General features: G+C 69.5%; 18 protein-coding genes. 10 read left to right on the top strand and 8 right to left on the bottom strand.

What is annotated here, in order from left to right; all coding sequences use genetic code 11:
* Positions 1-60 precede the first annotated feature (60 nt).
* Both ACFWN2_RS15695 and ACFWN2_RS15690 read left to right on the top strand, forming a co-directional pair.
* A complete protein-coding gene (locus tag ACFWN2_RS15695) occupies positions 61-546 on the top strand; it encodes a GNAT family N-acetyltransferase (RefSeq protein WP_382428066.1) in 486 nt (161 codons plus the stop codon).
* Between the two features lie 33 nt (positions 547-579).
* A complete protein-coding gene (locus ACFWN2_RS15690; protein ID WP_382428064.1) occupies positions 580-1872 on the top strand; it encodes a beta-propeller fold lactonase family protein in 1293 nt (430 codons plus the stop codon).
* A gap of 10 nt (positions 1873-1882) precedes the next feature.
* Here the strand turns inward: ACFWN2_RS15690 and ACFWN2_RS15685 are convergent, their stop codons facing one another.
* Complete coding sequence (locus tag ACFWN2_RS15685; protein WP_382428062.1) at positions 1883-2071, bottom strand: MbtH family protein; 189 nt, start codon at positions 2069-2071, stop codon at positions 1883-1885.
* A 110-nt stretch (positions 2072-2181) separates the two neighbouring features.
* On the opposite strand from ACFWN2_RS15685, the gene idi reads away from it, so the two are divergent.
* A complete protein-coding gene (idi, locus tag ACFWN2_RS15680) occupies positions 2182-2766 on the top strand; it encodes an isopentenyl-diphosphate Delta-isomerase (protein ID WP_382428732.1) in 585 nt (194 codons plus the stop codon).
* On the opposite strand, the gene ACFWN2_RS15675 is transcribed toward idi, so the two are convergent.
* Positions 2767-3315: a LysE/ArgO family amino acid transporter gene (locus tag ACFWN2_RS15675; RefSeq protein WP_382428731.1), complete on the bottom strand. Its 549-nt coding sequence runs from the start codon at positions 3313-3315 to the stop codon at positions 2767-2769.
* Between the two features lie 99 nt (positions 3316-3414).
* Here ACFWN2_RS15675 and ACFWN2_RS15670 point away from each other — a divergent pair, with 99 nt between their 5' ends.
* The 6 genes from ACFWN2_RS15670 to ACFWN2_RS15645 all read left to right on the top strand — a co-directional run bounded on the left by ACFWN2_RS15670 (position 3415) and on the right by ACFWN2_RS15645 (position 7069).
* Entirely contained in the window at positions 3415-4272 is an 858-nt protein-coding gene (locus ACFWN2_RS15670; RefSeq protein WP_382428730.1) for a LysR family transcriptional regulator ArgP, read from the top strand.
* A 17-nt stretch (positions 4273-4289) separates the two neighbouring features.
* A complete protein-coding gene (locus ACFWN2_RS15665; RefSeq protein WP_382428060.1) occupies positions 4290-5033 on the top strand; it encodes an SDR family NAD(P)-dependent oxidoreductase in 744 nt (247 codons plus the stop codon).
* Between the two features lie 80 nt (positions 5034-5113).
* A complete protein-coding gene (locus tag ACFWN2_RS15660) occupies positions 5114-5821 on the top strand; it encodes a DUF998 domain-containing protein (RefSeq protein WP_382428059.1) in 708 nt (235 codons plus the stop codon).
* Positions 5746-6156 (top strand): hypothetical protein, encoded by a 411-nt coding sequence (locus tag ACFWN2_RS15655; RefSeq protein ID WP_382428058.1) that lies wholly within the window; start codon positions 5746-5748, stop codon positions 6154-6156. Before ACFWN2_RS15660 ends, ACFWN2_RS15655 begins: the two co-directional genes overlap by 76 nt.
* Positions 6156-6722, top strand: a complete 567-nt coding sequence (locus ACFWN2_RS15650) for a TIGR03086 family metal-binding protein (protein ID WP_382428057.1) — start codon at positions 6156-6158, stop codon at positions 6720-6722. Before ACFWN2_RS15655 ends, ACFWN2_RS15650 begins: the two co-directional genes overlap by 1 nt.
* Before the next feature lie 11 nt (positions 6723-6733).
* Positions 6734-7069 (top strand): hypothetical protein, encoded by a 336-nt coding sequence (locus ACFWN2_RS15645; protein ID WP_382428056.1) that lies wholly within the window; start codon positions 6734-6736, stop codon positions 7067-7069.
* On the opposite strand, the gene ACFWN2_RS15640 is transcribed toward ACFWN2_RS15645, so the two are convergent.
* From ACFWN2_RS15640 to ACFWN2_RS15620, 5 genes are all read right to left on the bottom strand, one after another.
* Positions 7062-7247 carry a hypothetical protein gene (locus tag ACFWN2_RS15640; protein ID WP_382428055.1) on the bottom strand — a complete coding sequence of 62 codons (186 nt, stop codon included), beginning with the start codon at positions 7245-7247 and terminating at the stop codon, positions 7062-7064. The genes ACFWN2_RS15645 and ACFWN2_RS15640 overlap by 8 nt on opposite strands.
* Before the next feature lie 317 nt (positions 7248-7564).
* Positions 7565-8284: a class I SAM-dependent methyltransferase gene (locus ACFWN2_RS15635; RefSeq protein ID WP_382428054.1), complete on the bottom strand. Its 720-nt coding sequence runs from the start codon at positions 8282-8284 to the stop codon at positions 7565-7567.
* Positions 8277-8945, bottom strand: coding sequence for an NAD-dependent protein deacetylase of SIR2 family (locus ACFWN2_RS15630; RefSeq protein WP_382428053.1), 669 nt, complete (start codon positions 8943-8945; stop codon positions 8277-8279). The genes ACFWN2_RS15635 and ACFWN2_RS15630 overlap by 8 nt, the downstream gene beginning before the upstream one ends.
* The gene (locus ACFWN2_RS15625) at positions 8945-10558 is read right to left on the bottom strand and encodes a hypothetical protein (protein ID WP_382428052.1); all 1614 of its coding nucleotides are present in this window, start codon (positions 10556-10558) and stop codon (positions 8945-8947) included. The genes ACFWN2_RS15630 and ACFWN2_RS15625 overlap by 1 nt, the downstream gene beginning before the upstream one ends.
* Entirely contained in the window at positions 10555-11616 is a 1062-nt protein-coding gene (locus ACFWN2_RS15620; RefSeq protein ID WP_382428051.1) for an ATP-binding protein, read from the bottom strand. The genes ACFWN2_RS15625 and ACFWN2_RS15620 overlap by 4 nt, the downstream gene beginning before the upstream one ends.
* 157 nt (positions 11617-11773) lie before the next feature.
* On the opposite strand from ACFWN2_RS15620, the gene ACFWN2_RS15615 reads away from it, so the two are divergent.
* Positions 11774-13462 carry a cellulase family glycosylhydrolase gene (locus ACFWN2_RS15615; protein WP_382428050.1) on the top strand — a complete coding sequence of 563 codons (1689 nt, stop codon included), beginning with the start codon at positions 11774-11776 and terminating at the stop codon, positions 13460-13462.
* Positions 13463-13501: 39 nt separating this feature from the next.
* On the opposite strand, the gene ACFWN2_RS15610 is transcribed toward ACFWN2_RS15615, so the two are convergent.
* A complete protein-coding gene (locus ACFWN2_RS15610) occupies positions 13502-14980 on the bottom strand; it encodes a glutamate--cysteine ligase (protein ID WP_382428049.1) in 1479 nt (492 codons plus the stop codon).
* Positions 14981-14997 lie beyond the last annotated feature (17 nt).

Genomic DNA, 14997 nt, shown 5'->3' with positions numbered 1-14997 from the left:
TCGCGGCATCGGTGTTGCAGTGACCTGAATCACAGTGGACGAGCTTTTGATGATGGTCCCATGACCAACTGGACCGTGAGGGTCGCCGCCGCCGCGGGTTCGCCGCTCAACCGCGAGTACAACGCCGAGATGATCAGCCGCTACTGGGGCCGGCCGACGAACGACGCGGAGATCGACTCCTACGAACGCGACGAGCAGGACCACGACGTGCCGGTGTTCCTCGTCCTGTCGCTCGACGGCAACGATGTCGGGTGCCTGGGCATGCGGTTCCTGTCCGGCGATGTCGGCGAGCTGACGCGGATGTTCGTGCGCGAGTCGTTGCGCGGCCGGGGCGGCGCGTCGGCGTTGCTCGTCGCGATGGAGGCCGAGGCGGTGCGGCACGGCGTCACCGCGCTGAGGCTCGACACGCGCAAGGACCTCGTGGAGGCAAGGAGTCTGTACGCCAAGCACGGCTTCACGGAGATCGCGCGCTACAACGACGCCGAGTACGCCGACCACTGGTTCGAAAAGAGGCTAACGTCCGCTCATCACGCCGCGATGTCCTGATGGGTCGGGATGACTCGCCAGGAGGCTTTGAACATGCGGTTGCGTCCACTGGTGATGGCTGCTGCCGTCACCGCGGCACTGGTGGTGACCCCGGCCCAGGCGGCTCCCGCCGGCCGGGTGCTGGGTTACGTCGCCAACAACGGCGGCGGGGTGTCGGTGATCGACACGGCCACGAACGCGGTGTCCACGACGATCGCCGACGGCAACGGCAACACGCCGTACATGGCGGCGGTCGCGTTCGACGGGACCCGCGGCTACGTGACGAACTCCCTGCAGAACACGCTTTTGGTCATCGACACGCCGACCAACACGGTCGACAAGGCGGTTCCCGTCGGCAACCGCCCGGCCGGCGTCGCGGTGGCACCCGGTGGCGGCTTCGCCTACGTCACCAACTACCTCGAAGGGTCCGTGTCCGTGGTCGACACGGCCACGCTGACGGTCACCGCGACCGTCACGGTCGGCCAGAACCCCGACGGCGTCGTCGTCACGAAGGACGGCTCGGCCGTCTACGTCACGCACGACGTCACCGGAGCGGGCAAGGTCTCGGTCATCGACACGACGTCCAACACCGTCGTCTCGACGATCGACGTCGGCAGCGCGGCGACCGCGATCGCGGCGTCGGGCGACGGCACGCGGATGTACGTGGTCAACAAGCTCTCGAACAGCGTCTCCGCCATCGACGTCGCCTCGCGCACCGTCGTCGGCAGCGCGTCCGTCGGCATCACGCCGCACGGCATCGCGCTGGCGCCCAACGGCACGCGCGCGTACGTCACGAACAGCCAGTCCGACTCGGTGTCCGTCGTGGACCTCACGACGCTCACCGAACTGCAGCAGATCTCCGTCGGCGACCGCCCGATCAGCGTGGCCGTCACGCCGGACGGTGCGAGCGCCTACGTCACGAACTTCGACAGCAACACGGTGTCGGTCATCAGCACGGCGTCGAACGCGGTCACCGCGAGCGTCGCCGTCGGCCAGCGCCCGGTGGGCATCGCGATCAACTTCGTGCCGCCCGCCGCGTCGAAGCTCGTGTCCGGCACCGCCCAGCTGCAGCTGCGGCTGCTCGGGTTCACGGTCCGCGGTCTCAACGCGACGCTGACCGAGAAGCACACCGGTGCGCCGGTCGCCGGTCAGCAGGTCGTCTTCCGCACGGTGAAGGGCAACCCGCTCTGCACCGCGACGACCAACTCGTCCGGCAAGGCCACCTGTGACGCCCAGGTGCCGCTGCTGGTCGGGGTGTCGACACTGCTGCAGGGCTTCACGGCCTCGTACGCGGGCAACAACGAGCACGGCGGCGCCGCGTCGCGCGGGTACATCCGCCTGCTTTAGAGCTGGAGAGCTAGGCGGCCAGCGGCTGGTCCGCACGGAGCGCGTCCATGTAGTCCGCACAGGACTGCCTGGACGCGACTCCGTGCACGACCTGCCAGCCCGCGGGCACCTGCAGCACCGCCGGCCAGATCGAGTACTGGCCCGACGGGCTGACCAGCACCAGGAACATGGTGTGAGCCTGAGCGATCGGGGAAGTCATGTCCCCAGGGTGACCTCCGCCACCTAGGGCCGGGCTGGTCCCGCGCTCGAACTCACTCGGACGCCCGGTTCCCGATCTTGTACCGCGTGTGATTACGTGGTGGCGTGACTGTGGAACAGGTGGTCCTCCTGGCGGAGGACGGTTCGGCCATCGGCGTCGAGGACAAGGCGGTGGTGCACCACGCGGACACCCCGCTGCACCTGGCGTTCTCCAGCTACGTGTTCGACTCGGCCGGCAACACGGTCCTCACCCGCCGCGCGCTGCACAAGAAGACGTTCCCGGGTCTGTGGACCAACACCTGCTGCGGCCACCCGTTGCCGGGCGAGGACATGGCGCAGGCCGTGCTGCGGCGCCTGCAGGACGAGCTGGGCATGAAGTGCTCCGCGCCCGAACTGCTGCTGCCCGCCTTCCGCTACCGCGCGGTCCAGGACGGGATCGTCGAGAACGAGATGTGCCCGGTGTTCCGGGTCGTCTGCGAGGACGAGCCCGCGCCGAACCCCGACGAGGTCGACTCCACCGAGCGCGTGCCGTGGGCCGAGTTCGCCGCGTCCGTTCTGGACGGCACGCGGGAGATCTCGCCGTGGTCCCGGCTGCAGGTCGCCGAGCTCGTGGAGCTCGGGCCCGACCCGTTGGCGTGGCCCGTCGCGGACCGGACGGGACTGCCCGGCGCGGTGGTGCTGTCACCACAGCAGTGATCACGACCCGGCGATCAGGGTCACCCCGAGGGTGATCATCACGGCGGCGATCAGGCCGTCCAGGACCCGCCACGCGCGGGGCTTCGCGAACAACGGGCTGAGCAGTCGCGCGCCGAACCCGAGCGCCACGAACCACGTGACGCTCGCGGTCACCGCGCCGACGCCGAACAGCCACCGGCCGGCCGCGATCGAGCCGAGCAGGAGCAGCGTGTCGAGGTAGACGTGCGGGTTGAGCCACGTCAGCGCGAGCGCGGTGAGCACGGGCCGGGTGCTGGTCTCAGTTCCGGCGGCCAACGCCGACGGTGCGAACGCCCGGCGCGCGGCCAGAAACCCGTAGCCCAGCAGGAAAAGTCCGCCGACGACCGCGGCGATCGTGATCGCCGCGGGGAACGTCTTCACGATCGCACCGAACCCGGCGACGCCCACCGCGACCAGGATCGCGTCCGAGATGGCGCAGACGGCGACGACCCGGACGACGGCCTCGCGCCGAAGCCCTTGGCGCAGCACGAAAGCGTTCTGCGCTCCGATCGCGACGATCAGGGTCATCATGGTGCCGAAGCCGAGCAGCAGGTCAGTCACGGGCTCCACGGTATTGACGCGGTTTTGATGAGACCAGCTACAGATTCTTACGTAGCATTAGCGTCCGTGATGGATCTGGACCTGGTGCGCACGTTGCTCGCGGTCGTCGACGCGGGCACCTTCGACGCTGCCGCCGCCGCACTGCACGTCACGCCTTCCGCTGTCTCGCAACGCATCAAGGCCCTGGAGCAACGCACCGGGCGCGTCCTGCTGGTGCGCGCGCGTCCGGTGCGGCTCACGCCGTCCGGTGAGGTGCTGGTCCGCTACGGTCGGCAACTGCTCGCCCTCGACCAGGACCTGGACGCGGCGCTGGGCGAGGCCGCCGTCATCAGGGTCCCGATCGCGGTGAACGCCGACTCGCTCGCGACCTGGTTCCTCCCCGCCCTGCAACGGGTCTCGCCGGACCTCAGGATCTCGTTCGACCTGCACCGCGAGGACCAGGACCACACGACGGCGTTGCTGCGCCAGGGTTCGGTGATGGCGGCGGTGACGTCGTCGCGCGAACCGGTGGCGGGCTGCTCGGTCACCAAGCTCGGCGAGATCCGTTACGCGGCAATGGCTTCGAGGTCGTTCATCGACCGCAACGAGGACGGGCAGCTGAAGTCGTGGCTGCCCCAGGCCCCGGTCGTCGTGTTCGACCGCAACGACGACCTGCAGGACCGTTACGTGCGCACGCTGACCCGTGGCCGGGGCGCGTCCGAACACCGCCACTACGTGCCGTCGTCCGAGGTGTACGTGCGCGCGATCGTCGCGGGCCTGGGCTGGGGGATGGTGCCGCCGCAGCAGTTCCAGGAAGGACTCGTCGACCTCGCGCCCGGCCGCGCGATCTCCGTGCCGCTGTACTGGCAGCAGTGGAAGCTCGACTCGCCGGCGCTGAACGCCGTGGCCGACGCGGTGGCGGCTGAGGCGGGCGACGCGCTGCGGTAGGAGTTAGCCTCGAACCCATGACCGGCGAACCGATGAACCTCAACGGGAAGACCGCAGTCATCTACGGCGGCGCGGGCAACGTCGGCGGCGCGATCGCCGCCGCGTTCACGCAGGCCGGTGCGGACGTGCACCTGGCAGGCCGCACCGAGGCGGCGCTGAAGGCGAAGGCGGACGAGCTCGGCGCCCGCTACGCCGTGGTCGACGTCCTCGACGAACAGGCGGTGGACCGGCACGCCGCCGCGTTCGACCGGATCGACATCTCCGTCAACGTCACCACGGACAACGACGTCCAGGGCACGCCGATGGTCGAGATGAGCGTCGACGACTACCTCAGCCCCGTCGTCTCGGCGGTCAAGGGCAAGTTCCTCACCGCCAGGGCGGCCGCGCGGCACATGACCAGGCAGAAGTCCGGCGTCATCCTGTTCTTCGGCGGGTCGGGAGAGGCCTCGGCGCACCGGAGGTGGCAGCTGGGCGGCCTGCTCGCGGCGTTCGACGCGGTCGAGGCGATGCGCCGCCAGCTCGCGGTCGAGCTCGGACAGCACGGGATCCGGGTCGTCACGCTGCAGACCGGCGGCATCCCAGAGTCGGTTCCGGCCGAGCACCGCGCGCCGATCGAGGAGGACATCGTCGGCGACACGCTGCTCGGCAGGGCCGCGACGCTGCACGACGTGGGAAGGACGGCGGTCTTCGCGGCCTCGGACTGGGGCCGCACGATCACGGGAGCGCAGGTCAACATCACGTGCGGAAGCGTCCTGGGCTGACCCTGTCGAGATCCTGGGCGGAACCTGTCGGGTTGCTGAACTCAGGAACCCGGCGGGTTCGCCAGGGCGTTGTCCGTTATGTGCTGATACCTCGACTAGCCGCCACCGGCGGTTCACTCGCCGTCGTCGTCACGGTGGCCATGGTCGGCCTGCTCGACCTGACCGTCGGCCCGCTGCGCCGCACGATCAGCGAGTACGCGCTGGGCGACTACCGCCCGGTCTTCGACGTCGCCGTGCTGCTGCTGGCGGTGGGCTCGCTCGCGATCCTCGGCGTGCTGGTCCACAAGGGCCTGACGAGGTGGCGTTCCACCGGCGCGATCGCGCTGACGCTGTGGTCGGCAGGACTGTTCCTCGTGGTGGCGTTCCCCAAGACGAACTGGGCGATGGGCACCAACGAGCTCAGCGGCAGCATCCACCGGTTCGGCAGCATGGTCGCGTTCGTCAGCCTGCCGATCGCGATCATCGCGCTCGCCCGGCCGTGGCTGAAGGACCACGTGTGGGGACGACACGCCAGATGGACGATGGCGTCCGGTTTGTTGAGCGTTGTCGCATTCATGCCGCTGCTCTACGCCATTGCGCTGGGCGTCGTCTCGGACGTTCGGTGGTGGCGCGTGTTCCCGTTGGGGTACATCGAGAGGATCTTGCTCATCGCCGAGGTCGGCGCCGTCCTGGTCGTCGGGCTGTGGGCCATCGCGGCCAGTAGGGTTGCGCCATGGCGAGTTGGGGAGACCTCGCGGATTACGTCCGCGCCGAGTACGACGTCATCCACGACGAGGGCGAGGAACTGAGGATCCTCTTCACCTTCGGGGACGTGGAGGAGGACGAGGACGACCGCACGCAGGTCGTGATCATCGTCCGGGAGGTGCTCGACAGGATGCACGAGTGGGTGCAGATCGCGTCGCCGTGCGGGCTGGCGTCGCAGGTGGACCTCCGCGTCGTGCTGGAGGAGGTGGGCAACTCCACCGTCGCCTGCGGTCTCGCGATCATGGGGGAGCACGTGGTGGTCCGGCACTCGTTGCCGTTGAAGGACCTCGACATCCACGAGTTCACCGACCCGCTCCAGCTGCTCGCCGGCACCGCGGACACGCTGGAGGAGCAGTTCTGGGGAGGCGACGGCTACTGATGTTCGACCTGACTCCCGCCGCCGGGCAGCTGGCCGCGGTGGTGCGCAACGTGACCGACGCCGACCTGGAAGCGACGACCCCGTGCCCGGACTACACGGTGGGCGACCTGCTCGACCACGTCAACGGACTGGCGGTCGCGTTCACGATGGCGGCGCGGAAGACCCCGCTAGACGGCACGGCCTCCGGTGACGCGTCCCGGCTGCCGCAGGACTTCCGCGAGTCGATCCCGGCGCGGCTCGACGAGCTCGCGCGGGCGTGGAGTGTTCCCGAGGCGTGGGACGGCATGACCCGCGCGGGCGGCATCGATCTGCCGGGTGAGGTCGCGGCCGCCGTGGCGCTGGACGAGATCGTCCTGCACGGCTGGGACGTCGCGAGGGCGACCGGGCAGCCGTTCGAGGTCGAGGAAGGCCTGCTCCAGGTCGTGCACGGCTTCGTGTCGTCGATCGGACCGGACGACCGCGACGGCTCGCTCTTCGGAGCCGCAGTCGAGGTCGACTCGAATGCGCCCGTGTTCGACCGTGTCCTGGGACTCAGTGGGCGCGATCCCCACTGGCGCCTAGGTTAGGCTCTCCTAACGTGAGAGCCATTACGGTGCAGGTTCGGGCGGGGCTGGGCGTAGGACGTCTCGCCACCGCCATGGAGTCCCTGGTGGAACTGCACCCCGAGCTGTGTCGTTCCGGCTTCGCGCACCACGAGGTGAGTGATCCCGTCGCCGCCACCCCCGCCGCCCTCGCGGAGGCGGAGGCGGGGCTGGACCTCCAGGCAGGCGTGTTGATGCACGTCGTGTGGCTCGACGCGGGGGAGCACACCGGCCGTTTGGTGCTGGTGCTGCACGACATCGTGGCCGACCGGCTGCCGCGCGTCCTGCCGTGGCTAGTGCAGGCCTGGAAGCAGCCCGCGCTGGTCAGCTGACCAGGTTCGGGCCAACAAGTGGCCAGTTGGTGGAAACGCGTCGCGCGCCGATCTGCCGTGCCCGACCGTGGACCACGTGCCCGGAGACGACGAGCGGTACCTCGCGGACCGGCTGGACCAGGTCCAGAAGGCCCTGCGGCAGGGTGATGTCGACGACGTGGTGCGGCAGGTCGGTCACGTGCGGGGCGAGAGCGACCCGCAGACCGCCGACACCCTCGTCGACACCGCGACCACCACGACGCGAACGGTGGTCTCGACGGTGCCCGTCGCCACGCCGAGCGCGCCGAACTCCTCGCTCGCCCCTCCCGTTCCGGCGGGGGACGGGTCGAACTTCGCCGTGCTGCACGAGCTGACGGACTACCTGATGGGCGGCATGTACTGCTCCGACACCACCGAGGGCACCCCCCGACATCGACGAGCCGGCACCCGGCCACGAGAAGGCCACCCTGAGGAACCGCACGGGCGACCTGGAGCTCGCGCGGCTGTCGCTCAAGATCATCGTGTGGAAGCCGGGGCAGCGCTGACCTTCCGCGCCACGAACACGTTCTCGAGCCCGGGACGGTCCGGGGCGTCGCGCACGTCGACGACCTCGAACCCGCACGCCGCAAGGCTTCCCTCGATCTCGGCACGGGGCCGGAACCGCAGCGTCGAGTCGGAGGCGATCTCCGTGCCGTCCGGGAAGCGGTAGGTGTGGCGGAACGACACGAACGGCAGGTCGACGCCGAGCAGCTCACGCCGTTGCTCCACGTCCTCGACCACCCGGTGCGTGGTCGTGGCCCAGCCCTCCCACGCCTTCGCCTCCGGCCGTCGTGACTCGAACACCAGGTGACCACCGGGACCCAGCGCCGCGTGCACACCGCGCAGCGTCGCCTCCCAGTCGTCGCCGAGGAACACCTGCGCCACGTTCGCGGTCATCGTCGCGAGATCGACCTGCAGTGGGGGCAGGGTGGTCGCGTCGCCGTGGATCCACCTGACCCTGGGGTCCTTGGCCCGAGCGAGGTCCAGGGACGCGAGCGCCGGGTCCACGCCGACGACCGTGAGCCCGGCGTCGGCGAGCAACGTGGCGAAGCACCCCGTGCCGCAGCCGACGTCGAGCACGCTGGAGGCCTCAAGCTCGGCAACGATCGCCAGGTAGTGGTCCAAGTCGTCGCGCGACCCGTCGAAGGCGTCGTAGACCCGCGCCAGCAGCGGATCGGCGAAGATCGCGTCAGGCATGCCACATCCTCGGTCCGACGACGAACGGCATCAGCAACTCGATCACCTCTCGGTCAGGGCGTCCGTGCAGCTCTTCCTCCGCGACGCGCCGCGCGATGCCGGCCAGGAAGTCGGCCACCTGCACGCGGGCGTCGAACTGGGAGTCGGCCAGCGTCAGGCTCTTCAACCGCGGCGCGAGCTTCTTGAGCTGCCGGATCCGCCCGTCGGTCAGCGACAGCTGCTGGTCGTGCACGATCGACACCGGCCCGCCCCACTGCGCGACGGCCCTCAGGATGGCCGGGAACAACGGGTCGAGGGTGCCGCGCGGGCCACGCAGGCGCAGGAGGTCGTTGTACAGCTCCAAAGGCCCGGTCACCGAGCCGAACTCCGCCCGCACCCGTGACGCCAGGAACCGCCGCTTGTCGATGAGCTGCACGCGGGCGCGGCCGACCAGCGGGCCGTCCTGGCCGAGGAACCACAGCAGCACCCAGCGGTTCTTGGCCCGCAGCAGGTGGTTCGCCTTGTACTCCTGCGCCGGCGACTTGATCATGTCCCGCAACGACTCCACGCACGCGGCGGCGTCGGAGTGGGAGAACCGCACGGCCGCGTGCGCGAAGACCGCGGTCACCCCGCCGACGAGCTTCTCGCCCTCCGACCCCGACTCGTCACAGGCGATCTCCATCAGGACATCCGGAAGACGGGGCCGCGGGCGCGGAACGGCAGGTGGGCGCCCGCCGGGATGAGAAACGCGTGCTCGCGCCGGATCCGCAGCACGTCGCACCCGCCGTCGGTGATGACCAGCACCGGTCCGGCGGCGGGGAAGTCGGGGGCGCGTTCGAGCAGGTCGATGCCGGGCTGCAGCACCGTGCCGCCGCGCCCGCGCACCGCCACCCTGCCCGCGATGTCCTCGACGGGCACGTATCCGGCGTCATATGCCATCGCGTCACAGAAAACCACGCGAGCGGCGGGCACGTCACGTGCCGCGGCGTAGGAGGCGATCGCACCGAGAGCCTTGCCCAGCAACCGCGGGTCCATCGAGCCGGACGTGTCGAGCACGACGCCGAACGTCGGCCGCGCCTCCAGCGACTCGGGCCGCACCCAGCCGGGCCGCGGGATGTCCGGAGTGGACGCTTGCCGCCGCGACGCCCGCGCGTAGCTGCGCCGCTTCTCCGCGGCGGGAACGAACTCCTCGAACCACCGCGCCAGCTGGGCGTCCCACGACAGCGGCGGGTGCTCCAGCGCGCGGATCTCCTCGACCAGCCCGGCGGGCAGGAGTCCGCGCGCAGACGTGTGGTAACTCAGCCCCGTCAGCAGAGCGCGCCGGTAGAACTCGTCCAGGTCGGCGAAGTCGGCCGGGCCGCGCAACGGTTCCCCGAGCAGGTCGCCCCGGTGATGTCCGCGCAACGTCAGCAACTTCCGGTACCGCCGCAGATCCGCGGTGATCCGGTCGTAGACGGACTCCGCCGACAGGCCGCGCAGCTCGGGATCGTGCAGCGCTCCGGACGGTGCGGATCCGATGCCCATCTCGACCAGCCACCCGTTGACCACGAAGTCCGCGGCGATGTTCCACAGGTACGCGTCCCGCCCGCCGACCCGGTCGCCGTGGCGCAGCGCGGCGTGCAGCATCTCGTGCGCCAGCACGAACCGCCACTCCGGTTTCGTCAAGCCCGCCAACGGGTTCACGTAGATCTCGGCCGACGCGGTCGACACCGCCGCGATCGAGATGTCCCAGCCGCGCGCGAGTTCCGCGTCCGCCACGACGGTCATCGTCGACGCCAGCGCGCCCAGCAGCGGGTAGTTCGACACGAACCAGCCGAGCGCCAGTTCCCACTCGGTCTTGACCGGCCGCGAGTCGGACAACGACGACCGCGCCCCGCCCGCCACGTCGATCGCGGCCACGGCGGCGTTGGACAGCCCGGCCGCGAACCGGTTCGCCCACGTCTCCGGGTCCTTCGACTCCTCGCCGCGCACGCACCGGCCGGGATCCCACGAGTCGGGCCGCCTGCCGAACTTGAGCGCCGGCTGGAAGTCCAGCACGTCGTCACAGGAGAACGTGCTGAAACCCAGGTGCAGCAGGCAATGCGCGAACACCCACGCCCACTCGTCCTCCGTCGCCTTCCGCGTCGGGTGGGCGAGCAGCATGCCGTCGAGCGAGATGTCGGCCCACGGGTGGCCGGACTGCCGGCGCACGTAGGTGCTCAGGGCGGCGAACAGCGGATGCGCGTTGATCCGCCGGTCCGCCGCCGCGAACGCCAGCGCGGCCGGGTCGACGGGGGCCTTCCCGCGCCTGCTCATGCGCGTGCCGCGACCAGCCGGGGCAGGTCGCGGGTGACCTCGACGAGAAACCACGCGGGCAGCACGGGGTTGCCGTCGTCGTCGGCCGCGATCACCATCTGCGCGATCTCCAGCGACAGCTCCGCCAGCTCCAGCAGCAGCGCCTTGCCCCGGTGCGCCAGCTGCCTGCCCGCCGCCGGAGCGTGCGCCTTGTCGTGCGGCAGCTCCTTCACCAGCCGCGCGCGGAACGCCTCGGCCAGGAAGTACAGCAGGTCGCGGTCCTGCGGTGCCGACGGCCAGCGGGTGTCCCCGCGCAGCACGGCCTCCAGCCCGTACGCGTTGCGCACGGTCTTCACGTACGCCTTGAACATCGACGCGTGGTTCGCGCTGACCGTGCCGAACGCGAGCACCCCGAGGAGGTCCTCGGAAATGTCCTCGCCGAACGAGTGCAGCGCGTCCGACAGCATGTGCCAGCCGCGTGGCGTGGAGAACGTCTCCTCGACCTTCGGCGCCGCGCTCCACAGGTGGTCGGGCCGCTGCGCCAGGTACTCCAGCACCCACGGGTGGATGTCGTTCTGGCGCGCCCAGGTCAGCCAGTCGCGGGCGGACGCCGTGAGGTGCACGTGGATCATGCGGTTCACGAGAGCGGACGCCATGGGACGCGCCAGGGCGTTGTCGACCGCCCGGTTGCCGGCACCGATCACGATCGAGCCCTTCGGCAGCTCGTAGGAGCCGATGCGCCGGTCGAGGATCAGCGAGTAGAACGCCTTCTGCACCTCGGGGGAGCTGGCGTTCAGCTCGTCGAGGAACAGGCAGTAGGGGTCGTGCCGCGCGATCGACTCCGGTGGGGCGAACCGCGACCGGCCACCGACCAGTTCCGGAACTCCGATGAGGTCCTCCGGCGCGAGCTGCGTGCCCAGCAACGTCACGCACTCCAGCCCGAGCTCGGCGGCGAACCTGCGGACGAGCGAGGACTTGCCGATACCCGGTGCTCCCCAGAGGAAGACCGGTCGGACGACGGCGACGTGCAGCAGCACCTCGGGAAGCTGTGCCGGTGTCACGGTGACTGTGGATCGCATCAGGTGGTCGAGGATGCCTCATCCCTCTTGTTCCGGTCGCCCGAATTTGTTGACACGGGCAGAGGTCTAGTGCTGTGATTCAGGTCGCCACTGATAGGAAACCTTCTTAACTAAATCGCCGCCGCGCCCTGCTGTTCCCCTCACACAGGAGGCACCTGTGGCCAGACCCCTGAAGCTGATCGTCCCAGCAGCGTTGGCGATCGCAGTCGTTCCGGCCGTGGCGAACGCCGCCGTGGTCGAGTACCAGGCGGAGAACGCGACCATCACCAACGGTGTCGTCGAGTCGAACCACGCCGGTCACACCGGCTCCGGTTTCGTCAACTACGACAACGAGATCGGCAGCGCCGTCGAGTTCACCGTCAACGCGCCGGCCGCCGGATCGGCGAAACTGACCTTCAGGTACGCCAACGGGACGACGGTCAACCGTCCCATGGACGTCTTCCTGAACGGCGCGCTGAAGCAGAGCAAGTGGTCGTTCCCCGGCACCGGCGCGTGGACCACGTGGACGACCAAGACCATCACGCTCACGCTGAACGCGGGCGCCAACACGATCAGGACGGTCGCGACGTCGGCCAACGGCGGCCCGAACCTGGACCGCCTCGACGTCGACGCGCAAGGCGGCGGCACGCCGGACACCCAGGCCCCCTCGGTGCCCGGCAGCCTGCGCTCCACCGGTTCCACGGCGTCCTCGATCTCGTTGGCGTGGAACGCGTCCACGGACAACGTGGGCGTGACGGACTACGTGCTGTCCAACGGGCAGACGGCGACCGGCACCACGCACACCGTCTCCGGCCTCACGCCGGACACCTCGTACACGTTCACCGTGCAGGCACGGGACGCGGCGGGCAACCTGTCCGGCGCGTCGAGCTCGATCTCCGCGCGCACCCAGCCGGGCACGCCCGGCGGCACCAGGCCGCACGACGTCAACGGCCTGCTGCGCGTGTGCGGTGTGCAGCTCTGCAACCAGTACGGAAACCCGATCCAGCTGCGCGGCATGAGCACGCACGGCATCCAGTGGTACCACCAGTGCTCCAAGTCCCAGTGGTGGGACGCCCTGGTCAACGACTGGAACGCGGACTTCATCCGCGTCGCCATGTACATCCAGGAGGACGGGTACGAGACGGACCCCCGCAAGTTCACCGACATGATGCACGGCTACATCGAGGAAGCCACGCGTCGCGGCATCTACGTCCTCGTGGACTGGCACCAGCTCTCGCCCGGTGACCCGAACTACAACCTGGCGCGCGCCAAGACGTTCTTCACGGAGATCGCCCAGCGCCACAAGGACAAGACGAACATCATCTACGACATCGCCAACGAGCCGAACGGCACGTCGTGGGCCAGCGTCAAGTCCTACGCCGAGCAGATGATCCCGGTCATCCGCGCCATCGACCCGGACAGCCTCATCGTCTCGGGCACGAACGGCTGGTCGACCTTCGGCCACTCCGACGGCCAGAGCCCGTCGCAGGTGCTGAACAACAAGGTCAACGCGACCAACTTCATGTACTCGTTCCACTTCTACGCCCAGGCCCACAAGGACGCGTACCTCAGCGTCCTGGACCAGGTGTCGAGCCAGGTCCCCGTGTTCGTGACCGAGTTCGGCACGCAGGCCGCGTCCGGTGGTGGGTCGAACGACTTCACCATGTCGCAGAAGTACATCGATCTGATGGACCGCAAGAAGATCTCGTGGGCCAACTGGAACTTCTCCGACGACGGCCTGACCGGCGCGGTGTTCAAGACCGGAACGTGCTCGGGTACGACGTTCGCGGGCACGAACGTCCTGAAGCCGGCCGGTGTGTGGGTGCGCGAACGCATCCGCACCCCGGACAACTTCCCGACGTCCTGAGCTGACCGAGGGGTGGTCGCGGACGCGGCCACCCCTCGCTCACGTCAGCGGCCAGGTGTGCACGGGTTCGTTGGCGTGCATCAGGTCCACATAGGTCCGCAGCATCGTGCGCAGCGCGTCGGCACGATCCAGGTGCGTGTGGTCGTAGTGCCGGTGGAACTCCCGCGCCTGCCAGGTCGCGCCGTTCACGCCGCTCAGGCAGCGCTGTTCGATCACGCCCAGCAGCCGGTCGCGCTCCGCCGAGTCGACGCCCCACCGGATCAGCCCCTCGTGGGCCAGGGGGAGCAGCCTGCGCAGCACCAGCTCCACCACCGGCACCGTGCCGACGCCCGGCCAGTACATCTGCGCGTCCATGCCGTTGCGCGAGGCGGCGTTGAAGTTCTCCTCGGCCGCCTGGAAGCTCATCTGCGACCACAGCGGGCGTTCGTCCTCGGCCAGCGCCCGCACCAGCCCGAAGTACAGGGCGGCGTTGGCCAGCGTGTCCACCACCGTCGGCCCGGCGGGCAGCACGCGGTTCTCCACGCGCAGGTGCGGGCGGTCGCGGACGACGTCGTAGACCGGCCTGTTCCAGCGGTAGATGGTGCCGTTGTGCAGCTTCAGCTCGTTCAACGACGGCGTGTCGCCCTTGTCGAGCACCGCCAGCGGGTCCTCGTCGTCGGTGATCGGCAGCAACGCGGGGAAGTAGCGGACGTTCTCCTCGAACAGGTCGAAGATCGAGTTGATCCACCGCTCGCCGAACCACACGCGCGGTCGCACGCCCTGGGCCTTGAGCTCGTCGCCGCGGGTGTCGGTGGCCTGCTGGAACAACGCGATGCGCGTCTCGCGCCACAGCTCCTTGCCGAGGAAGAACGGCGAGTTCGCGCCCACCGCCACCTGCACGCCCGCGATGGCCTGGGCCGCGTTCCAGTAGGCGGGGAACTGCTCGGGGCTCACCTGCAGGTGCAGCTGCGTGCTCGTGCAGGCGGCCTCGGGGACGATCGAGCTCGACGTGAGGTGCAGGCGTTCGACGCCGTCGATGGAGATCTGCAGGTCCTCGCCGCGCGCCGCCAGCACCTGCTCGTTGAGCAACGCGTAGCGCGGGTTGCTCGACAGCAGGTCCGGTGCGATGTCACTGGAGCGCAGGGTCGGCAGGATGCCGTTGATGACCATGTGCGCGCCGACCTCGCGCGCCTTCTGCTCGGCGTCGTTGAGGCTGCGGCGCACCGTCTCCTCGAACGACGTGATGCCGCCGCCCGCGAGCCGGCGCGGGGCGACGTTGATCTCGATGTTCCACTGGCCGAGCTCGGTCACGAAGTCCGGGTCGTCGATGACCTTCAGAGCCTCGTGGTTCTTCATCGCCGGATCGGCGTTCTCGTCGATGAGGTTGATCTCGATCTCCAGACCGGTCATCGGCCTTTCGAAGTCGAAGCGAGCCTCACGCAGCATCCGCGCGAAAACGTCGAGGCACCGCCGCACCTTGGTGCGGTACCGCGTGCGGTCCTCGCGCGTGAACTCGTGCTTCGCGACGTCCTCGCCCATGATGGCCTCCCGGCGGT

Source organism: Lentzea sp. NPDC058436, assembly GCF_042721515.1.
Classification (GTDB): domain Bacteria; phylum Actinomycetota; class Actinomycetes; order Mycobacteriales; family Pseudonocardiaceae; genus Lentzea.
This window is presented reverse-complemented; position numbering and strand designations above follow the sequence as displayed.

Coding starts and splice junctions, on each gene's coding strand:
- ACFWN2_RS15630 (WP_382428053.1), bottom strand. CDS start 8,945: ATGGAGATCGCCTGTGACGAGTCGGGGTCGGAGGGCGAGAAGCTCGTC.
- ACFWN2_RS15620 (WP_382428051.1), bottom strand. CDS start 11,616: ATGCGATCCACAGTCACCGTGACACCGGCACAGCTTCCCGAGGTGCTG.
- ACFWN2_RS15690 (WP_382428064.1), top strand. CDS start 580: ATGCGGTTGCGTCCACTGGTGATGGCTGCTGCCGTCACCGCGGCACTG.
- ACFWN2_RS15655 (WP_382428058.1), top strand. CDS start 5,746: ATGGCGAGTTGGGGAGACCTCGCGGATTACGTCCGCGCCGAGTACGAC.
- ACFWN2_RS15665 (WP_382428060.1), top strand. CDS start 4,290: ATGACCGGCGAACCGATGAACCTCAACGGGAAGACCGCAGTCATCTAC.
- ACFWN2_RS15675 (WP_382428731.1), bottom strand. CDS start 3,315: ATGATGACCCTGATCGTCGCGATCGGAGCGCAGAACGCTTTCGTGCTG.
- ACFWN2_RS15635 (WP_382428054.1), bottom strand. CDS start 8,284: ATGCCTGACGCGATCTTCGCCGATCCGCTGCTGGCGCGGGTCTACGAC.
- ACFWN2_RS15650 (WP_382428057.1), top strand. CDS start 6,156: ATGTTCGACCTGACTCCCGCCGCCGGGCAGCTGGCCGCGGTGGTGCGC.
- ACFWN2_RS15625 (WP_382428052.1), bottom strand. CDS start 10,558: ATGAGCAGGCGCGGGAAGGCCCCCGTCGACCCGGCCGCGCTGGCGTTC.
- ACFWN2_RS15685 (WP_382428062.1), bottom strand. CDS start 2,071: ATGACTTCCCCGATCGCTCAGGCTCACACCATGTTCCTGGTGCTGGTC.
- ACFWN2_RS15695 (WP_382428066.1), top strand. CDS start 61: ATGACCAACTGGACCGTGAGGGTCGCCGCCGCCGCGGGTTCGCCGCTC.
- ACFWN2_RS15670 (WP_382428730.1), top strand. CDS start 3,415: ATGGATCTGGACCTGGTGCGCACGTTGCTCGCGGTCGTCGACGCGGGC.
- ACFWN2_RS15610 (WP_382428049.1), bottom strand. CDS start 14,980: ATGGGCGAGGACGTCGCGAAGCACGAGTTCACGCGCGAGGACCGCACG.